Below are 15,593 nucleotides of genomic sequence, written 5' to 3'. Positions count from 1 at the left end.
TTGACTAGCTATTTTTACAAAAGAGTCTCCCTAAAATAAGAGGTTTTCAATTAAAACCAATGCTCTCATCTATGCTATAATAAACCTATGACTAATCAGAAAAAATTACTCCTAATTGACGGTTCATCCGTTGCCTTTCGTGCCTTTTTCGCACTTTATAATCAAATTGACCGTTTTCGTAACAATAGTGGCCTTCATACCAATGCCATTTATGGCTTCCACCTCATGTTGGACAACCTGCTTGAGCGTATCCAACCGACTCATGTCTTGGTAGCCTTTGATGCGGGTAAAACAACTTTCCGTACAGAGATGTTTGCGGACTATAAGGCTGGTCGTGCCAAGACTCCAGAGGAATTCCGTGAGCAGTTTCCTTATATCCGTGAGATGTTGGCTGCACGTGGTATTGCCTATTATGACCTGGCTCAGTATGAGGCAGACGACATTATCGGTACCTTGGCTAAGATGGCTGAAAATACCAGTGAGGACTATCAAATTACTGTTGTCTCTGGGGATAAAGACTTGATTCAGCTGACTGACGAAAACACAGTCGTTGAGATTTCGAAGAAAGGTGTGGCTGAGTTTGAGGCCTTCACACCCGACTACCTCATGGAGAAAATGGGGATTACCCCAGCGCAATTCATCGACCTCAAGGCTCTCATGGGTGATAAGTCCGATAATATTCCAGGAGTTACTAAGATTGGTGAAAAGACTGGTCTCAAGCTCCTCTTGGAACACGGTTCTCTTGAAGGTATCTATGAGCATATTGATGAGATGAAGAAGTCCAAAATGAAGGAAAATCTTATCAATGACAAGGAACAAGCCTTCCTCTCTAAAACACTGGCGACCATTGATACCCAGTCTCCTATTGAAATTGGCCTAGATGATACAGCCTTTACGGGACCTGACCTTGAAAAATTGGCAGCCTTTTATGACGAGATGGGCTTTGTTCAGTTTAAAAATGCCCTTGGTGGCGAGGCTGTGCTAAAAGATTTTGATGTGGCCTATACTGAGCCAAGCCAAGTGACAGAAGATCACTTCAGCCCTGACGATTTCTTTTATTTTGAAATCCTTGATGAGAATTATCATACTGAGCCTATCATCGGTTTTGCATGGGGTAACGACAAGCAGATTTATGCGTCTACAGATACTGGTCTACTCAAATCAGACGCCTTCCAGGCAGCTCTTTCTAAAGCTGTTAATATCTACGATTTCAAGCGTAGTAAGGTCCTTTTGAGTCATCTAGGTATTGACTTGCCTACGGCTAATTTTGATGCCCGTTTGGCTAAGTACCTACTCTCAACCGTCGAAGACAATGAATTGTCAACCATTGCCCGTCTCTATACAGACTTGCCGCTTGAAACAAATGAAGTGGTCTATGGTAAAGGAGCTAAACGTGCCGTTCCTGAAACAGAGGTCTTGCTCAGCCACCTAGCTAAAAAAGTCAAGGTCCTTCAGGTAGCTAAACCTGTCATGCTTGAAAAATTGGCTGAACACGGCCAATCAGAGCTTCTCTTTGATATGGAATTACCACTGGCAAATGTGCTAGCTAAGATGGAAATCGCTGGTATTAAGGTTAAGGGACAAACCCTTAACGAGATGGCAGTGGAAAACCAAGTGGTTATTGATAAATTAACCCAAGAAATATACGAAATGGCTGGTGAGGAGTTCAATATTAACTCGCCTAAACAGTTGGGTGTCATCCTCTTCGAAAAGATGGGACTACCTTTGGAATACACTAAGAAAACCAAGACAGGTTATTCAACGGCTGTGGATGTCCTTGAACGTTTGGCACCAATTGCTCCAATCGTAGCTAAGATTTTGGAGTACCGCCAAATCACCAAGCTTCAGTCTACCTATGTCTTGGGACTTCAGGATTATATCCTTGAGGATGGCAAAATCCATACCCGTTATGTGCAAGATTTAACACAGACAGGTCGCCTCTCATCAGTGGATCCAAACTTGCAAAATATCCCTGTTCGCTTGGAGCAAGGTCGTCTCATCCGTAAGGCTTTTGTCCCATCGACTGAGGACGCAGTACTTTTAAGCTCGGATTACTCACAGATTGAGTTGCGCGTGCTTGCCCACATTTCGGGAGATGAGCATTTGATTGCAGCCTTTAAAGAGGGGGCAGATATCCATACCTCTACAGCCATGCGTGTCTTTGGTATTGAAAAGCCAGAGGATGTCACGCCTAACGACCGTCGTAACGCCAAGGCTGTTAACTTCGGTATCGTTTATGGCATTTCTGACTTCGGCCTTTCTAACAACCTTGGCATTAGCCGTAAGAAGGCCAAGGAGTATATCGACACCTACTTTGAGCGTTATCCTGGCATCAAGGCCTATATGGATAATGTGGTTCGTGAAGCTAAGGATAAGGGCTACGTAGAAACCCTCTTCCATCGCCGTCGTGAGTTGCCAGATATCAATTCTCGTAACTTTAATGTTCGCAACTTCGCAGAGCGTACAGCTATCAACTCGCCTATCCAGGGAAGTGCCGCGGATATCCTCAAGATTGCTATGATTAACTTAGACAAGGCTTTGGTAGAAGGTGGCTATAAAACTAAGATGCTCCTCCAAGTGCACGATGAAATCGTCCTTGAGGTGCCAAACGATGAACTTGTAGCGATGAAAGCCTTGGTTAAAGAAACCATGGAAGCTGCAGTCGAACTCGCTGTCCCACTCATTGCAGATGAGAATGACGGCCGTACATGGTATGAGGCAAAGTAAAACATGAAAGAAAATTTTCCATTTACCTATTTTCTCTTGCGTTACATGCTAGGATTTCTGGCTGTTATCCTAGGTATTGTAGCAGTATTGGTGATTATCACCTACTTTATGACCAAGTAGAAATAGACAGATGAAAGCTGGACTGAGGTTCGGCTTTTTTGCCTATTGAAAACCACCAGCTATGCTAGTGGTTCCGAAAAGTTTTTAACGATATATCAAAAAAGTCCCCCTAAAGTGTTATATTAGATAGGGGTTCCCGACCAGTAGCTAATATACTAATGAGACTTGCTAGTAGGGTCAGCTAGCAAAGGTGGTGCTGAATCGGTGTTTTTTTAAGCCTTGGCCGGTAGCAGAGGCTTTCATCCGAAGAGCAAGTCACAAGTTCTAATCTATGAACTTAGAAAGGAAGGAATAACTTAGAACAGCTCTCAAATAAATTTGGAATAAACATTTCTAATTTTAGTTATATAATTAAATTGATTAATCGTTAACCTTTATTTTATAATTAGATAAACAAATTTGAATTTCTGGAGTAGTAGTGCAATGAAAAAGGATAAATATAAGAATTTGATTTTCGCATATACGGTTTTATATACATTTGTAACGGTGCTAAACAGCATTTTGTATTTATATAACGGAATATATGAGGATCCGAGCGGAAACTGGCACGAAATAGACAGAGCAATCATAGTTTTAATAGGTGTAGTGGCATATGCTCTTGTTACAGAGCTGATTATAAAGCCTATGGTTCTAAGATATGCAGTTTCGTACATACCGACAGTTTTACTTGCATTTTTTTATGTATGGTCTACGAGCTTTAGAGAAAGTTTAGCTCAGTCCGCGTATATGGACGTCTGGATAAATTTCACGTCTATGTTCGTTATATTTTGTATAGTCCATTTTATTGTGTACAAATGTAGAAAAAAGAAAGAGACAATGAAGTAAATTAATTCCAATTTATAGAATTGTATACGGCAAAGGTAGCAATTGAATATGGTAAAATTACTGATGGTTTTTTTAAAGCAGGACTTGTACCAAAAGAAGTTGGTCCTGGAGGTGGAACATTGGCGTTTTTACCCAAAGGAGTACCTTTGACTGGTTCTGTAATGTCATCACCTAATGAGAAAGTAGACAATCAGTCAGATAAAAGTAAGGATCGTATCTGGGGTGGGCAGTCACTTTATGGCACCACTGACGACAGTTACTTCTTCTACAAAGTAGATTAATAATTCTCAAGCTGAAACTTGCACGTTTCGGCTTCTTTGTTCCCCGTAGTGACATTTATGTCACTATTTTTTATTGGTCATTTTACCTATAATAGAAGCATAGCTGAAAACAGCGACAGGAGTTCTTAATAAAAAGGAGTGTCGTATTATGATTGAATTTTTGATGTCAAAAAATGTGACTTATTTGGAATTGTTTTATATCTTTTTGGGAGTAGTTCTTTCAAAAGTATACCTTGCTTTGCGAGGCCGTAAGCACGATAAACTTGATGTATAAGAAAAAGGGTAGCACTAAATGCTATCCTTTTTTACTGTCTTCATAAGCCTTAATCATCTTCTTCTGTGGTGTGGCCATTGGGAACTGGTCAAAGTCTTGACTAGCCACCCAGCGTAGCTCCTTATCGGAAGTAGGTTTATCGTTCTTAACGCTACCTTCTACTATCTCTATAGTCCATTTTTGGTGGCTGAAGGTATGCTTTACGGGTGTAAAGCTATTGTTTGTCCACTCTGGTTTGAGGGCATAATTTTCCTCAAAAATAGCTTTTTGAGAGACTGTCTCGAGAATACTATCATCCTTTTCAAAAAGGCTGAGTTGTTGGCTAATAAAGTCTGTTTCCATAATAGGGAAGGACCAGAAACCACCTAGCAGACGTCCCTCGATATTTTTTTCGAGCAGAAATTCACCCTTTGCATTTCTGATAATAAAAGCCTGAATTTGCATAGGTTTAGGCTTTTTCTTTGGCAATTTGATGGGGTATTTGTCATAAGTTCCATTGAGATAGGCTGCACAGAAAAAGCGAATAGGGCTTTCGTTGGGTCTTGGATTTTTAGCTGACTCGATATCAGTCCCAAGGTCCATAAGCGCCTGATTAAAGTCACCTGGACGGTCAGGGTCAATCAAAATGTCCATAATCGCTTGGAAAATCTTACGATTTTTGGCGTCTCCGATATCGTAGTTAACCTCAAAGAGACGAGCCATAACCCGCATAACATTACCATCAACAGCAGGTTCTGGAAGCCCAAAAGCGATGCTAGAAATAGCACCAGCAGTATAGGGTCCGATGCCCTTGAGTTTGGCAATGTTTTCATATGTATCTGGAAACTGACCATCAAAGTCATCCATGATTTGTTGCGCAGCCTTTTGCATGTTTCGGACACGTGAATAGTAACCTAGCCCCTCCCAAGCTTTGAGAAGCTTCTCTTCTGGGGCTTCGGCCAAATCCTTAACTGTTGGGAACCAGTCTAAAAAGCGCTCGTAATAGGGAATAACAGTCTGAACCTGGGTTTGTTGTAGCATGATTTCACTGACCCAGATATAGTATGGGTTTCTAGTCCTACGCCAGGGGAGGTCTCGTTTCTCTCGATCGTACCAGTCCAGGAGGGTGCGACGAAAAGACGCGATTTTCTCAGCATCCCACATGACAATGCCGTATTCTTTTAAATCTAACATGTCTCTATTGTAGCAAAGAAATCTTTTTTCAAAAAATTATGCGTTTTTCCGACAAAAGGATTGACAAAAGTAAGCGTTTACATTATACTAAAAGTGTAAAGAAGATAAGAATTCATCAAGGAGGAAAAAGCCATGGTGAGAGTAAATATTTCAAGGTACAAAAATGGAGACTAAGATCTCTAAACAAAACAGTAGGCAAAACAAATAACTTTACCAATCATCTCTGAGGAGCGTGACCGCATGACAGTAGGGCGTTACAAGAACGGAGATTAATTCAGTCGCATAAAATAGCTACAAGGGAGTGATACCACCAGAAGTCGAAAGCCAAACTCAAATCTGTTAACTTAAGAAAAGTGAGGTAAAGCTCATGAGAAATGTTAGTAGGTATAAAAATGGAGACACATAGGTTGTTGCGTAAAATAGCCTAAGGAGTGATACCCATGCCATACGAAACGTAAATCCTATATTCTTAAGATGAACGAGGTGAGTTCATGAAAAATATGAGTAGGTATAAAAACGGCGATTAATAATGTTGCATAAAATAGCTACAAGGGAGTGATACCACCAGAAATCGAAAGCTAAACTCAAGATTAACGTCAAAAAGTGAGGTAAAGCTCATGAGAAATGTTAGTAGGTATAAAAATGGAGACACTTAAGTTGTTGCGTAAAATAGCTTAAGGAGTGATACCAATGCCAAATGAGTAATCTATCGACAAAAGTTAAATGCTTAAATCTTGTAACAAAGTACCGAGGTGACGCTTATGTTGATGTTTGATGTAAGTCGTTATAAGAACGGCGACAAGTAAACCTCATTGAGTGGTCAATGGGGAGATAGGTCTCAAATCATAAGAATCGGAGGCGATTACTATGATGATGAATTTAGGACGTTATAAAAATGGAGACACTTCAAGTTATTGCATAAAATAGCTTAGGGAGTGATACCGATGTAATAGAAAATTTACAATGCTTGAAAGTTGTTTGTAAGTTGATGGAGGTAATCTATGATTGCTAGGTATAAAAATGGTGACACACAATGACTCCTCCTTATGAAAATATTTTTTACGAAATTCCAAAAGGATGTTCTAATGACAATTGAAGAATCTTAAAAGCTCATTCTAGCGTGTAAGAATGAGCTTTTTGATATGTTGAATATTAGTGGATTTTAGTGAGAGACTCTTAGTCCTTTTTGTTCAACCGAACCTTCCGTAGGAGAGCAAGCCTTTTTTGTTCTTTTACTAGAGTCGTAAAGATTTGGTATTGATTTTTAAGATGCGGTAGGAAACTCTTAGGAATTTTACTATCGAAGTTTAGGTTGTTCAGAAATATGGGGGCACTACTGTCTCTATAGATTTGTCCTTGGAAGAAGTAGTTGTCGGTCACGATATCAACTGAGATACGTGATGAGCGCCATCGACGTTTGCGCATGTACTTGGGTTTCCAACGAATCTTAAGTTGCTGGTCCTTGATATACCACCCCATGATGTCTATTTTGGCGGTCTGTTTCGTTTTGTCATCAAAGTAGGTTACTGGTACGCTTAAAACCTGCTGGCTTCTTGGTGAGGTTAAGAAGGGGTGGAAATCAGGAATGAAGTCGTAGTCCTTGCTAGACACTTCCGATAGACCGTCTTCTTCTCGTATTTTGCCACGGCTGACGTACTTGAAGAAGTCAAAACTCTTACCTTGTCTTTCTAGTCGTTCAGCCTCTAATTGATATCTTGTCACCTGATCACCGGTATTTTTAGTCGTCTTGAGGTAACGCATGATTTCTGCATCCTTGTAGTAAAGAGCAACGAGATTTTTTAGAAGTTGACTAGGGTTCAGAGAGTGTAACTTGTCTGGAAAGGACAAGATTTGTATGTTTTGGACAGCGGCTAAAGGAACAGCAGCGATACCAGATAAGAGCTTGTCTAGTTCAAAGAGGGAGACGGTATCAAAATGACTGGTATGACCAAGCTGATGTGTTATGTCAACAACAAAGAGGTTATTGTCCTGTTTGAAAGTGATAATGTAGACGTCACTCGGACCTAAGTTTTTTAAATCATATTCTAGGGAAGTAATAGGAATATTATAGTAGTGGTTAAAGGTTGGAAGCCCTAGTTTTTCTCCTAAATTTCTTTTTATGATAAAGCATTCTCTTATTTTAGCATGAAGTTTGGCCGGAGAAAAGACGACTCATAAGGCTTAATTTTTTTTTTCTTAGCGATTCAAATTTCTATCTATTCACGTATGTGTCCTGAATTGGGAGAATTAGATAAATAACATTAAGAGAACGTGGAAAGCGTTCTCTTTGTTTTTTCTCATACTAACTCTCGGAGGTTCAATTATGAAATCAAATCAGAAAAAATTACGTGCTAAACAAAGACAATCAAGAAATATGGTTATTGTGTCATTGATGAATGATACAGGATGGTCACGTGAAAAAGTAGTTGAATCTTTGAAGGAACTTGAAGAGTATAACTTGATTAAGTTTCCTAAACAAGGTGGTATGATGCTGAAAGTTGGGGAGGTAAGGTAATGGCTTACGGTAGAATTTCTTTAGAGCAGGCTTTGAATAGCGACAATTTCTATCAACTTCCAAAAGTGGTTATTAAATCTAAGTATTACCGCAAACTGAAAGCAGAAGCTAAGTTGATGTTTATGCTTTGCCGTGACCGTTTAAGTGCTTCGCTTGATAGCACTCGTAAAGGTGACTTACGATTCGTGGATGACTTGGGCGATATTTTTATTTATTACAACATTGAGGACTTGTCTGAAGACCTTGGTTGTGGTCGAGATAAAGTCATGAAGTTGAAAAAAGAGTTAATTAAATATGGGCTGATTGATGAAGTTAGACAAGGTTTAAATAAGGCTAATCGCATCTATGTCAAGAACGCTATCACAGATATTCAAATTCTTAATATGGAATTTGAGGAAGCTCAACAGCTCTTAAACCCAGTGAAATCAACGGAAGTCGAAAAAGCCGACTTCCGGAAGTCGGAAAATACGACTTCAAGAAGTCGTGAAATCAGACTTCAAGAAGTCGCAAATTACGACTCAACTTATACTAAAGTGAGTGAGATTAAAGAGAGTAATAATAAAGTCAGTCATTTTGATGATGATGAGGAAATGGCTCACTCTAGTCAAGATGATAAATATCAAAATACGCTAAACCGCAAAGTTGATGAAGCAACACAGTACGATAGAGATTATATTTGGGGACTTGTATATGACCGTCTAAGACAAGAGAGGTTCTCAAAAGCTTCAGCAGACTTTGTAATGCGCCACTTTGATGAACGTTATCAATACGCCCTGGAAAATATGCGTTACGCATCCTCTACAGAAAAAATTGCAGAATTTGTTTTTAATGGCATTCTAGCTGTTTTCAATCAAGAGAGACGAAAACAAGAAAATACGAATGGATGACCTGGCGAATATAACGCAAGCACCTTCTTGAGAAGCATGACCTGGATAAGTCGTTAAACTGTCACAAATGTTTTCAGGAGGTAGCAAAATGAAATTTGCTAACAAACTTATGCTTGCAGTCACTCTTCTTGGAGTGGGTGGTGCAACAATCAGTGCTGTTCAGCACAAGACAGGTGATAATGTTGCACACGCAGATACTCCAGTGAGACGTTACTATGAGTACCGCCGAATTCGTGGAAGACTCTATTACCGTAGTGTCCTAAAAGGCTATGCTAACGGAGTTGGATGGGTTTACGACAGCGTTGGCCCTTGGATTTCAACTGGTATGTAACAAGCTGCTTTAGCTTTGACCTTAGCAGGTCTTAAAACTGCTTGATGTTCCTTGAAAACTGAATAATAATCTTTCGTCCTGATTAGTGATACTCAAGGCATAAAATAAAGAAATGGGGGCGAAAGCGTAGCTAGTAGAAGTATATCTAGCGCCTGGTATCAAGTATAACAAAGGCACACTTACAGGAAGTAAGTGCTAACGAGGTAGGACCCACAGTTAAAATTGTGTGGTTGGTCAAGCGGGCCGTGGCTACCAGCCTTAATGAGTTCGAGGTGAACAAAGCTATAAACCTTACGTCAAAATGCAGATTTAACTATTTTGGGTTAAACAAAAGCAAAAAAAGGAGTTCGAAATGAATGATACTCTTTTGAGATTATCCGATCTCAGGCAACTCGGTCTTGAAGGTGGTGTAATGCTATATCTTCAAGACGGTACCGTTGCCAAATGTCGACCAAAGTTCGCAGCAATTCAAAAAAAAGAGCGAAAAAATGGACGACTTGTAAACGTGGAAGAGATTGTGCCTTTTGCAACTATATTTCAAGCAATATCAGTCGTTAAACGGAATAATTTAGTTATTGCAAGAAAATTTGTGCAAAACAACCAATCCTTCCTTCGCTTAAGCGGTGTCGGTTATCACCGCAAGGAAAAGAAAAGAGAGGTATGAGACTTTGAATAAAGCGAAATTTATTTCACTTATCTCAACAGCAGTGCTTGCAACTGCATCATCAGGGGTTTTCGCTGATGAAACAACGCCTGTTATTGACGGGTCAACTAGCCCAACGGTTAGCGTGACGCCTACTGTTCCAACAGACAAGGTTCCTGATACAAGTGCTAGTCATGTGTCAGACGGGACTTCTGGTATTACAGCACCTACCACACCTGTAACGCCAACTCCTCCAACAACACCAAAGTCTGAGGAAAAAGCATCTAGTTCCGAGACGGTAACGCCTACTGTTCCAACAGACAAGGTTCCTGATACAAGTGCTAGTCATGTGTCAGACGGGACTTCTGGTATTACAGCACCTACCACACCTGTAACGCCAACTCCTCCGACAACACCAAAGTCTGAGGAAAAACCATCTACTTCTAAGACGAAGAAGTCAAAAACAACTGCTTCTAACAGTCAAATTCCTGATCCAAATAAGGTAACGGATAAAGCCCCTGGAGCTAAACCGTCAACTGACAAACAAGCAGTAGCCGCTGAAACAGAGTCGTTACCACACACTGGTGATGATACCGCCCTTACAGTAAGCCTTACAAGCCTAGGCGCATTTCTTATTGCAGCAGGACTTGGTTTCTTGCCAAAACGTAAGAAGGACTAGATGGATTACCTAAAACCAATTCTAGGAATTCTTTTATCATTTGTAATTTTAATTGGTCTTAATATGCTATACATTTTAATCGGCCGTTATATTACAAATTTTAAAAAATTATCAGGACGGTTTGAATGGCTTGATAAACCCGTCTTAAAGAAGAGGTCTTCAGCAACCTCTACACAAAAAAACCCCGACGGCCATCGGGGTTAGTTAAAAATTTATAAAAATTTAAAACTTACATCGACATTATAGCATAATAATGTCAGAAAATAAATAAACCTAATCATTAAAATACAAGCCAGTTAGATTTCATTTAACCAAGAACTACGATAAGACATTGGTTAGTAGCGAGTGCTTTTAGGAGCGTAACGGGGTTCGATTCCCTGGCTCGTTATTTGTTTGAATATTGACCTAGATAAGTCAATAAACTGTCTATGAAATCTAACTGTCCTTTGTATAGATGGAGGTTCTATCATGATTGAATATAAACAAGAAGCTCCACAAGTCATCTTACTAGAAGATGAACCTTGTGTGATTATTGAAGAAGACTAACTAGAGGCTGATGCCTCTTTTTTGCGAAACAAAGGAGAAATAAAAGAATGGAAGTTGTTACAAAAATTATTACTGTCATGGGTGCATTGGTCGCTATTGGTGGCCTAGGATGGGCATTTGTAGGTGCAATTGAGTTCTTCCAAGGAAAAAAGAACCAAAACCCACAGCAAACCGATAACGGAATGGCGGGGATGGTTTATGGTGGCGGACTAGCTGCTGTATCAGCAAGTATTGCAGCTGCAATTGTTGCTGCAATCAACTCAATTCAATTTTAAAAGATATTTAGAGAGATACCAAAGCGTTAATAATTATGATACAATAAGAAAAAGATTAGGAAAGAGGTTGATGATTATGAATAGAGAAGAATGGATTGACTATTACGAAAGTATCAATGGTCATAAACCATCTATTTCAGAGGTTTATGAAGCCGAAAAAAATGGTGATATTTTTGTAATTTCTGAGTCATCTACTCCTTTAACTGTCGAAAGTCAGGATTATATTTCAAATCATAGTCCTAACTATCGCAAAAAATCAGCCTGGAGAAGCCTTTGGAATGCACTGACATTTATCATCAGTGTTTTATGGGGGTTGGTAAAACTTGCTTTCTCACTTGCTTTATTTATAGTTAATATTATTTTGACCATTTTCTTCTTTTTTGTACGTATCATAGGTTTTGTTTTTCTCTTATCACGTTAATATTTATCATGAAGTGTTTCAGACACTTCTTTTTTTATCCTTAAAGTATGAAGGGAGGACTATGGACGAACTTATAAAAAACATGACAAAAAGTTTAAGGCAATATAATAGCGCTGCAAACCAAGCTGTTATTGGTATTAATAAAAGTTTTGTTGTAGTAGGTTATATTATTGTTAGTTTCTTTTTGTTAGTAGAAATGATGTCCTGGTACAAGTATCTTAAGCAACAAGGCGGAGAACTGACTTATCGTCTCATGTTAGAAGTTGCTTTAAAGTATCTTATTGCATACTTTCTAGTAGCCCTGTCAAGCCAAATTGTTGTTGCTATTATGCAGGTTACTAGTCTATTGATACGTATGGTTGGAGCTAACGTATCGAATGATCTTTTTGAATTTACAGCTCTTAAAAAAGGAAATTGGGTCATTAGGGCGGTTGTAAATGCACTAGCATATCTTTGCGGTGCCACAGCCTTGATGCTAACAAATATCCTAGTATTTATGAGATTTATTGAACTTTATCTCTACAGAGCCGTATCACCTTTAATCGTTGCTTTTTGGATGTCTGATGACACAAGAAGCATTGCGACTAATTTATTGAGAAAGACTACCGCAGCTGCCCTCCAAGGACTTTTGATTGTCATTTTATTGGTTATTTGGCATGCCTTCGGAGTGCAAACCGATATTGACCTAGCTAATGCAGATTGGATAAAAACATTTGCATCAGGTTTTTCTTATATTGGAAAGTGCATTTTATTTGTTTGGTTGCTCTTAGGTTCACAACGGATGGCAAGATCACTTCTCCAAGCTAACTAAATGGAGGTATACAGTTGAATAAAAGTAAATTAGGGTCGATTTTCCTAAAAGAAATTGATCAGTATGAAAGATCGGTTGTAGGCGGTATGACGGCCCGCATTTTTATAATGGTCTTAGGTGTAGGAACTGTCGTTATGATTGGTGTCTTACCAACAGTTTTTTGGTCTATTCCTGACCTATATATGTATATGGTGGTTGTTCTAGGAACACCACCTTTTATCGTCTATGGGCTTAAGTTGGACGGGATTGTTAAAGAACGAATGCTATTTATATTAACAATTCAAGAAAGAAGCTATCAAACTGATGATGATTTCACAGCATTTGGAAATAACATGGAGGTAACTTATGGCAATTCTGCCTTTTCACAAGCAAAAGATGTCCACGAATGGAATTAAGCCAACTCTTACACAAGAGGAGCTAGCGGAACTTTTTGAAGAAGCCGAAGTTTGGAAGCTTGGACTTAATCGTCAACGTGATTTGAATACACCTTCAGGTGTTATTCTTGGGAGCTCAGGAAGTGGTAAAAAGGTAACAGTTAGTTCAATGGAAATAATTCCAACTTTATTTAAAAACATATATGATAGATGATGATTTCACAGCATTTGGAAATAATAAGGAGGTAACTTATGGCAATTCTGCCTTTTCGCAAGCAAAAGATGTCCACGAATGGAATTAAGCCAACTCTTACACAAGAGGAGCTAGAACGTGGGAAACAGCTACAAAAAGCATTAAAAAAATCAACTCAAAATACAATTAAGTACACGAGTCTTTTTGAAGATGGACTCATGCACATTACAGGTCGTGAGTTTTCACGGACCTATGCCTTGGGTGATGCTAACTACATTACCGCTAGCGATGACGAAAAATCAGATATTATAGATTATTATGCTGATGCTTTAAATGTCTTAGACAGTGATAACACCTACCAACTCACGGTCATTAACCGTCCTTTACCTGACAATGCTGTAGAGCAAATTTCTTATGATAGAGTAAATGATGGTTTCAATGATTATCGTGATGAATACAACAAAATAATTAAAGATCGTTTTGATAAGGAACAAAATAACTTTGAGGTTAAAAAATTTGTTACAGTTTCTACAATAGCTGAAGATAGAAAAATGGCCTACCGTAGGCTTAATGACGTTGAAAACAACTTTACAGCTCAATTCCAGGCGGTAGATGTTGATTTCAAGGTATTAAATGGCTCAGATCGATTAAATATCTTCTCTGATATTCTTAGAGGTAATCCATACTTGAACCTTGATTACCGTGACCTTATCCGAAGTGGTCTTGGTACCAAGTCATTTATTGCACCTGGTTCAATTTGGTTCCAACCTAAAATGATGAAGATTGATAATCAATTTGGACGTGTAATGTTTGTCAGAAATTATCCGAATTTCCTTAATGATCGTTTGATTAAGTCGCTTGTTGATGTTGGTATTGAATTAGTTATCAATGTTTTAGCACGTCCTTACGATGTAGGTGAGTCCTTGAAAAAAATCAATAATGCAGAGGCGGCTATCAAAATGGATATGGTCAAAAGTCAAAAAGCAGGGGCTCGTGATGGTATTTCACAGGAACTTGCTACTGGTGGGGTTGCTGCGGAACTTGCTGAAGAAGCCGAAGTTTGGAAGTCTGAAATACAGGATAATGACCAAAAAATTTATTCAGGCATTTTCACAGTCTTCTTTAAAGCGGATAGCGAAGAAGAGCTAGAAGACTTTACAAGTCGAGTTAAGGCTGCTGGACGTAAGCATGGCGCAGAATTTGATGTAGCCTCTTACCAACAAGAAAATGGTCTTAATTCAACTTTACCGATTGGTATTCCGTTCCTTGAAGTGAAACAAAATTATATGCGTGACATGACAACCTCTAATATTGTGACACAGGTCCCTTTCACGAACGTTGACCTTCAAAGTAAGAGCCCCTGGGCAGTCTATTATGGGCAAAACCAATTAAGCCATAATTCGATTACCCTTGATCGTCAACGTGATTTGAATACACCTTCAGGTGTTATTCTTGGGAGCTCAGGAAGTGGTAAGTCGGTAACAGTTAAATCAATGGAAGTAATTCCAACATTATTGAAAAACATATATGATAGAGTCATCATAGTAGACCCTGAAGACGAGTATAGTGATATCGGACGAGAATTTGGAGCGCAGATGATAGATATTTACCCAGGTTCTCAGACTCACCTTAACCTACTAGATTTGCCTGATATGGATAAACTGGATGCTGAAGATGGAGATCCAATTGCTCAAAAATCTTCATTGTTGATTGGTTTCTTTGAAAACGTACTTACAGAAGTTACAGATGCCCAGGTGTCTATTATTGACCGTGTAACTCACTTAACTTACGAACGTTTCCAAGATAAAGGACGTATGCCAACCCTTAAAGATTGGCATGATATTATGTTAGATCAACCAGAACAAGAAGCTAGAGATATGGCAATTGCTTCTGAAACCTATGCTAAAGGTTCTCAGGATATTTTCTCTTATGAAACAAATGTGGATATCAATGACCGCTTTGTTATCTTCAATTTGAAAAAACTTGATGGGAAATTGAAGCCTTTCGCACTGATGGTTATTCAAGACTATATTTGGAATATGGTTGTTAATAATCAAGGAAAATTTACTACACGTATTTACTTTGATGAAATGCAAAACCAATTTCAAACTGATAATCAGGCGCTATTTTTCACTAACTTGTACGCCCGTGTCCGTAAATATGGGGCAATCCCTACGGGAATTACTCAGAACGTGGAAACGTTGCTTGATCGTACTGAAGGACGTAAGCTGTTAAACAACTCAGAATTTGTTGTACTTTTGAAACAAAAAGGGTCTGATGCCCGTGAATTGGCAGCTATGTATGAATTGACAGAAAGTCAATTAAGATACGTAACGAAACCTAAAGCAAAGGGAACAGGTCTTATTATTGCAGGCGGAACAGTGGTTCCTTTTGAAAACCCAATCCCAAGCACTACGAAATTATTTAAACTAATTGCAACAGATGCTTATTCTGAAGCAGGTGCATAGAGGTGATAGATAATCACCTCTTTTTTCATATCTAAATAGAAAGGGGTGAT

16 protein-coding genes are annotated in these 15,593 nt (G+C 38.9%); 14 read left to right on the top strand and 2 right to left on the bottom strand.

The window, feature by feature from the left end:
- Nucleotides 1–87 precede the first annotated feature (87 nt).
- From polA to O3670_RS06530, 3 genes are all read left to right on the top strand, one after another.
- The gene (polA, locus tag O3670_RS06540; protein WP_371595908.1) at nt 88–2,727 is read left to right on the top strand and encodes a DNA polymerase I; all 2,640 of its coding nucleotides are present in this window, start codon (nt 88–90) and stop codon (nt 2,725–2,727) included.
- Between the two features lie 543 nt (nt 2,728–3,270).
- A complete protein-coding gene (locus tag O3670_RS06535; RefSeq protein WP_073686404.1) occupies nt 3,271–3,672 on the top strand; it encodes a DUF6608 family protein in 402 nt (133 codons plus the stop codon).
- A gap of 119 nt (nt 3,673–3,791) precedes the next feature.
- Complete coding sequence (locus O3670_RS06530) at nt 3,792–3,953, top strand: hypothetical protein (RefSeq protein ID WP_371595907.1); 162 nt, start codon at nt 3,792–3,794, stop codon at nt 3,951–3,953.
- Nucleotides 3,954–4,248: 295 nt separating this feature from the next.
- On the opposite strand, the gene mutY is transcribed toward O3670_RS06530, so the two are convergent.
- Together mutY and O3670_RS06520 are read right to left on the bottom strand one after the other, a co-directional pair.
- A complete protein-coding gene (gene mutY, locus O3670_RS06525) occupies nt 4,249–5,400 on the bottom strand; it encodes an A/G-specific adenine glycosylase (RefSeq protein WP_371482822.1) in 1,152 nt (383 codons plus the stop codon).
- Between the two features lie 1,176 nt (nt 5,401–6,576).
- Nucleotides 6,577–7,248 carry a hypothetical protein gene (locus O3670_RS06520; protein WP_371595906.1) on the bottom strand — a complete coding sequence of 224 codons (672 nt, stop codon included), beginning with the start codon at nt 7,246–7,248 and terminating at the stop codon, nt 6,577–6,579.
- Between the two features lie 475 nt (nt 7,249–7,723).
- On the opposite strand from O3670_RS06520, the gene O3670_RS06515 reads away from it, so the two are divergent.
- From O3670_RS06515 to O3670_RS06465, 11 genes are all read left to right on the top strand, one after another.
- Nucleotides 7,724–7,915: a hypothetical protein gene (locus O3670_RS06515; RefSeq protein ID WP_037599306.1), complete on the top strand. Its 192-nt coding sequence runs from the start codon at nt 7,724–7,726 to the stop codon at nt 7,913–7,915.
- Nucleotides 7,915–8,802, top strand: coding sequence for a replication initiator protein A (locus O3670_RS06510; protein WP_049545454.1), 888 nt, complete (start codon nt 7,915–7,917; stop codon nt 8,800–8,802). Before O3670_RS06515 ends, O3670_RS06510 begins: the two co-directional genes overlap by 1 nt.
- Before the next feature lie 88 nt (nt 8,803–8,890).
- Nucleotides 8,891–9,133, top strand: coding sequence for a hypothetical protein (locus O3670_RS06505; protein WP_037599304.1), 243 nt, complete (start codon nt 8,891–8,893; stop codon nt 9,131–9,133).
- A gap of 352 nt (nt 9,134–9,485) precedes the next feature.
- Nucleotides 9,486–9,797, top strand: coding sequence for a hypothetical protein (locus tag O3670_RS06500; RefSeq protein ID WP_037599303.1), 312 nt, complete (start codon nt 9,486–9,488; stop codon nt 9,795–9,797).
- 4 nt (nt 9,798–9,801) lie between these two features.
- Nucleotides 9,802–10,455 (top strand): LPXTG cell wall anchor domain-containing protein, encoded by a 654-nt coding sequence (locus tag O3670_RS06495; RefSeq protein WP_371595905.1) that lies wholly within the window; start codon nt 9,802–9,804, stop codon nt 10,453–10,455.
- Between the two features lie 623 nt (nt 10,456–11,078).
- Nucleotides 11,079–11,276 (top strand): hypothetical protein, encoded by a 198-nt coding sequence (locus tag O3670_RS06490; RefSeq protein WP_241525127.1) that lies wholly within the window; start codon nt 11,079–11,081, stop codon nt 11,274–11,276.
- 76 nt (nt 11,277–11,352) lie between these two features.
- Entirely contained in the window at nt 11,353–11,697 is a 345-nt protein-coding gene (locus O3670_RS06485; protein ID WP_142236167.1) for a hypothetical protein, read from the top strand.
- 61 nt (nt 11,698–11,758) lie between these two features.
- Nucleotides 11,759–12,508 (top strand): hypothetical protein, encoded by a 750-nt coding sequence (locus O3670_RS06480; protein ID WP_037599298.1) that lies wholly within the window; start codon nt 11,759–11,761, stop codon nt 12,506–12,508.
- 14 nt (nt 12,509–12,522) lie between these two features.
- Complete coding sequence (locus O3670_RS06475) at nt 12,523–12,903, top strand: hypothetical protein (protein ID WP_037599297.1); 381 nt, start codon at nt 12,523–12,525, stop codon at nt 12,901–12,903.
- A complete protein-coding gene (locus O3670_RS06470) occupies nt 12,884–13,096 on the top strand; it encodes a hypothetical protein (protein WP_037599295.1) in 213 nt (70 codons plus the stop codon). The genes O3670_RS06475 and O3670_RS06470 overlap by 20 nt, the downstream gene beginning before the upstream one ends.
- Before the next feature lie 38 nt (nt 13,097–13,134).
- The gene (locus tag O3670_RS06465) at nt 13,135–15,543 is read left to right on the top strand and encodes a VirB4-like conjugal transfer ATPase, CD1110 family (RefSeq protein WP_253184211.1); all 2,409 of its coding nucleotides are present in this window, start codon (nt 13,135–13,137) and stop codon (nt 15,541–15,543) included.
- Nucleotides 15,544–15,593: the final 50 nt, after the last annotated feature.

The organism is Streptococcus sp. 27098_8_74, assembly GCF_041431705.1.
GTDB classification, from domain to species: domain Bacteria; phylum Bacillota; class Bacilli; order Lactobacillales; family Streptococcaceae; genus Streptococcus; species Streptococcus salivarius_E.
This window is presented reverse-complemented; position numbering and strand designations above follow the sequence as displayed.

Excerpts from the sequence above, each read along its gene's own strand:
- polA (WP_371595908.1), top strand. The coding sequence starts at position 88 with ATGACTAATCAGAAAAAATTACTCCTAATTGACGGTTCATCCGTTGCC.
- O3670_RS06535 (WP_073686404.1), top strand. The coding sequence starts at position 3,271 with ATGAAAAAGGATAAATATAAGAATTTGATTTTCGCATATACGGTTTTA.
- mutY (WP_371482822.1), bottom strand. The coding sequence starts at position 5,400 with ATGTTAGATTTAAAAGAATACGGCATTGTCATGTGGGATGCTGAGAAA.
- O3670_RS06515 (WP_037599306.1), top strand. The coding sequence starts at position 7,724 with ATGAAATCAAATCAGAAAAAATTACGTGCTAAACAAAGACAATCAAGA.
- O3670_RS06510 (WP_049545454.1), top strand. The coding sequence starts at position 7,915 with ATGGCTTACGGTAGAATTTCTTTAGAGCAGGCTTTGAATAGCGACAAT.
- O3670_RS06505 (WP_037599304.1), top strand. The coding sequence starts at position 8,891 with ATGAAATTTGCTAACAAACTTATGCTTGCAGTCACTCTTCTTGGAGTG.
- O3670_RS06500 (WP_037599303.1), top strand. The coding sequence starts at position 9,486 with ATGAATGATACTCTTTTGAGATTATCCGATCTCAGGCAACTCGGTCTT.
- O3670_RS06490 (WP_241525127.1), top strand. The coding sequence starts at position 11,079 with ATGGGTGCATTGGTCGCTATTGGTGGCCTAGGATGGGCATTTGTAGGT.
- O3670_RS06485 (WP_142236167.1), top strand. The coding sequence starts at position 11,353 with ATGAATAGAGAAGAATGGATTGACTATTACGAAAGTATCAATGGTCAT.
- O3670_RS06480 (WP_037599298.1), top strand. The coding sequence starts at position 11,759 with ATGGACGAACTTATAAAAAACATGACAAAAAGTTTAAGGCAATATAAT.
- O3670_RS06470 (WP_037599295.1), top strand. The coding sequence starts at position 12,884 with ATGTCCACGAATGGAATTAAGCCAACTCTTACACAAGAGGAGCTAGCG.
- O3670_RS06465 (WP_253184211.1), top strand. The coding sequence starts at position 13,135 with ATGGCAATTCTGCCTTTTCGCAAGCAAAAGATGTCCACGAATGGAATT.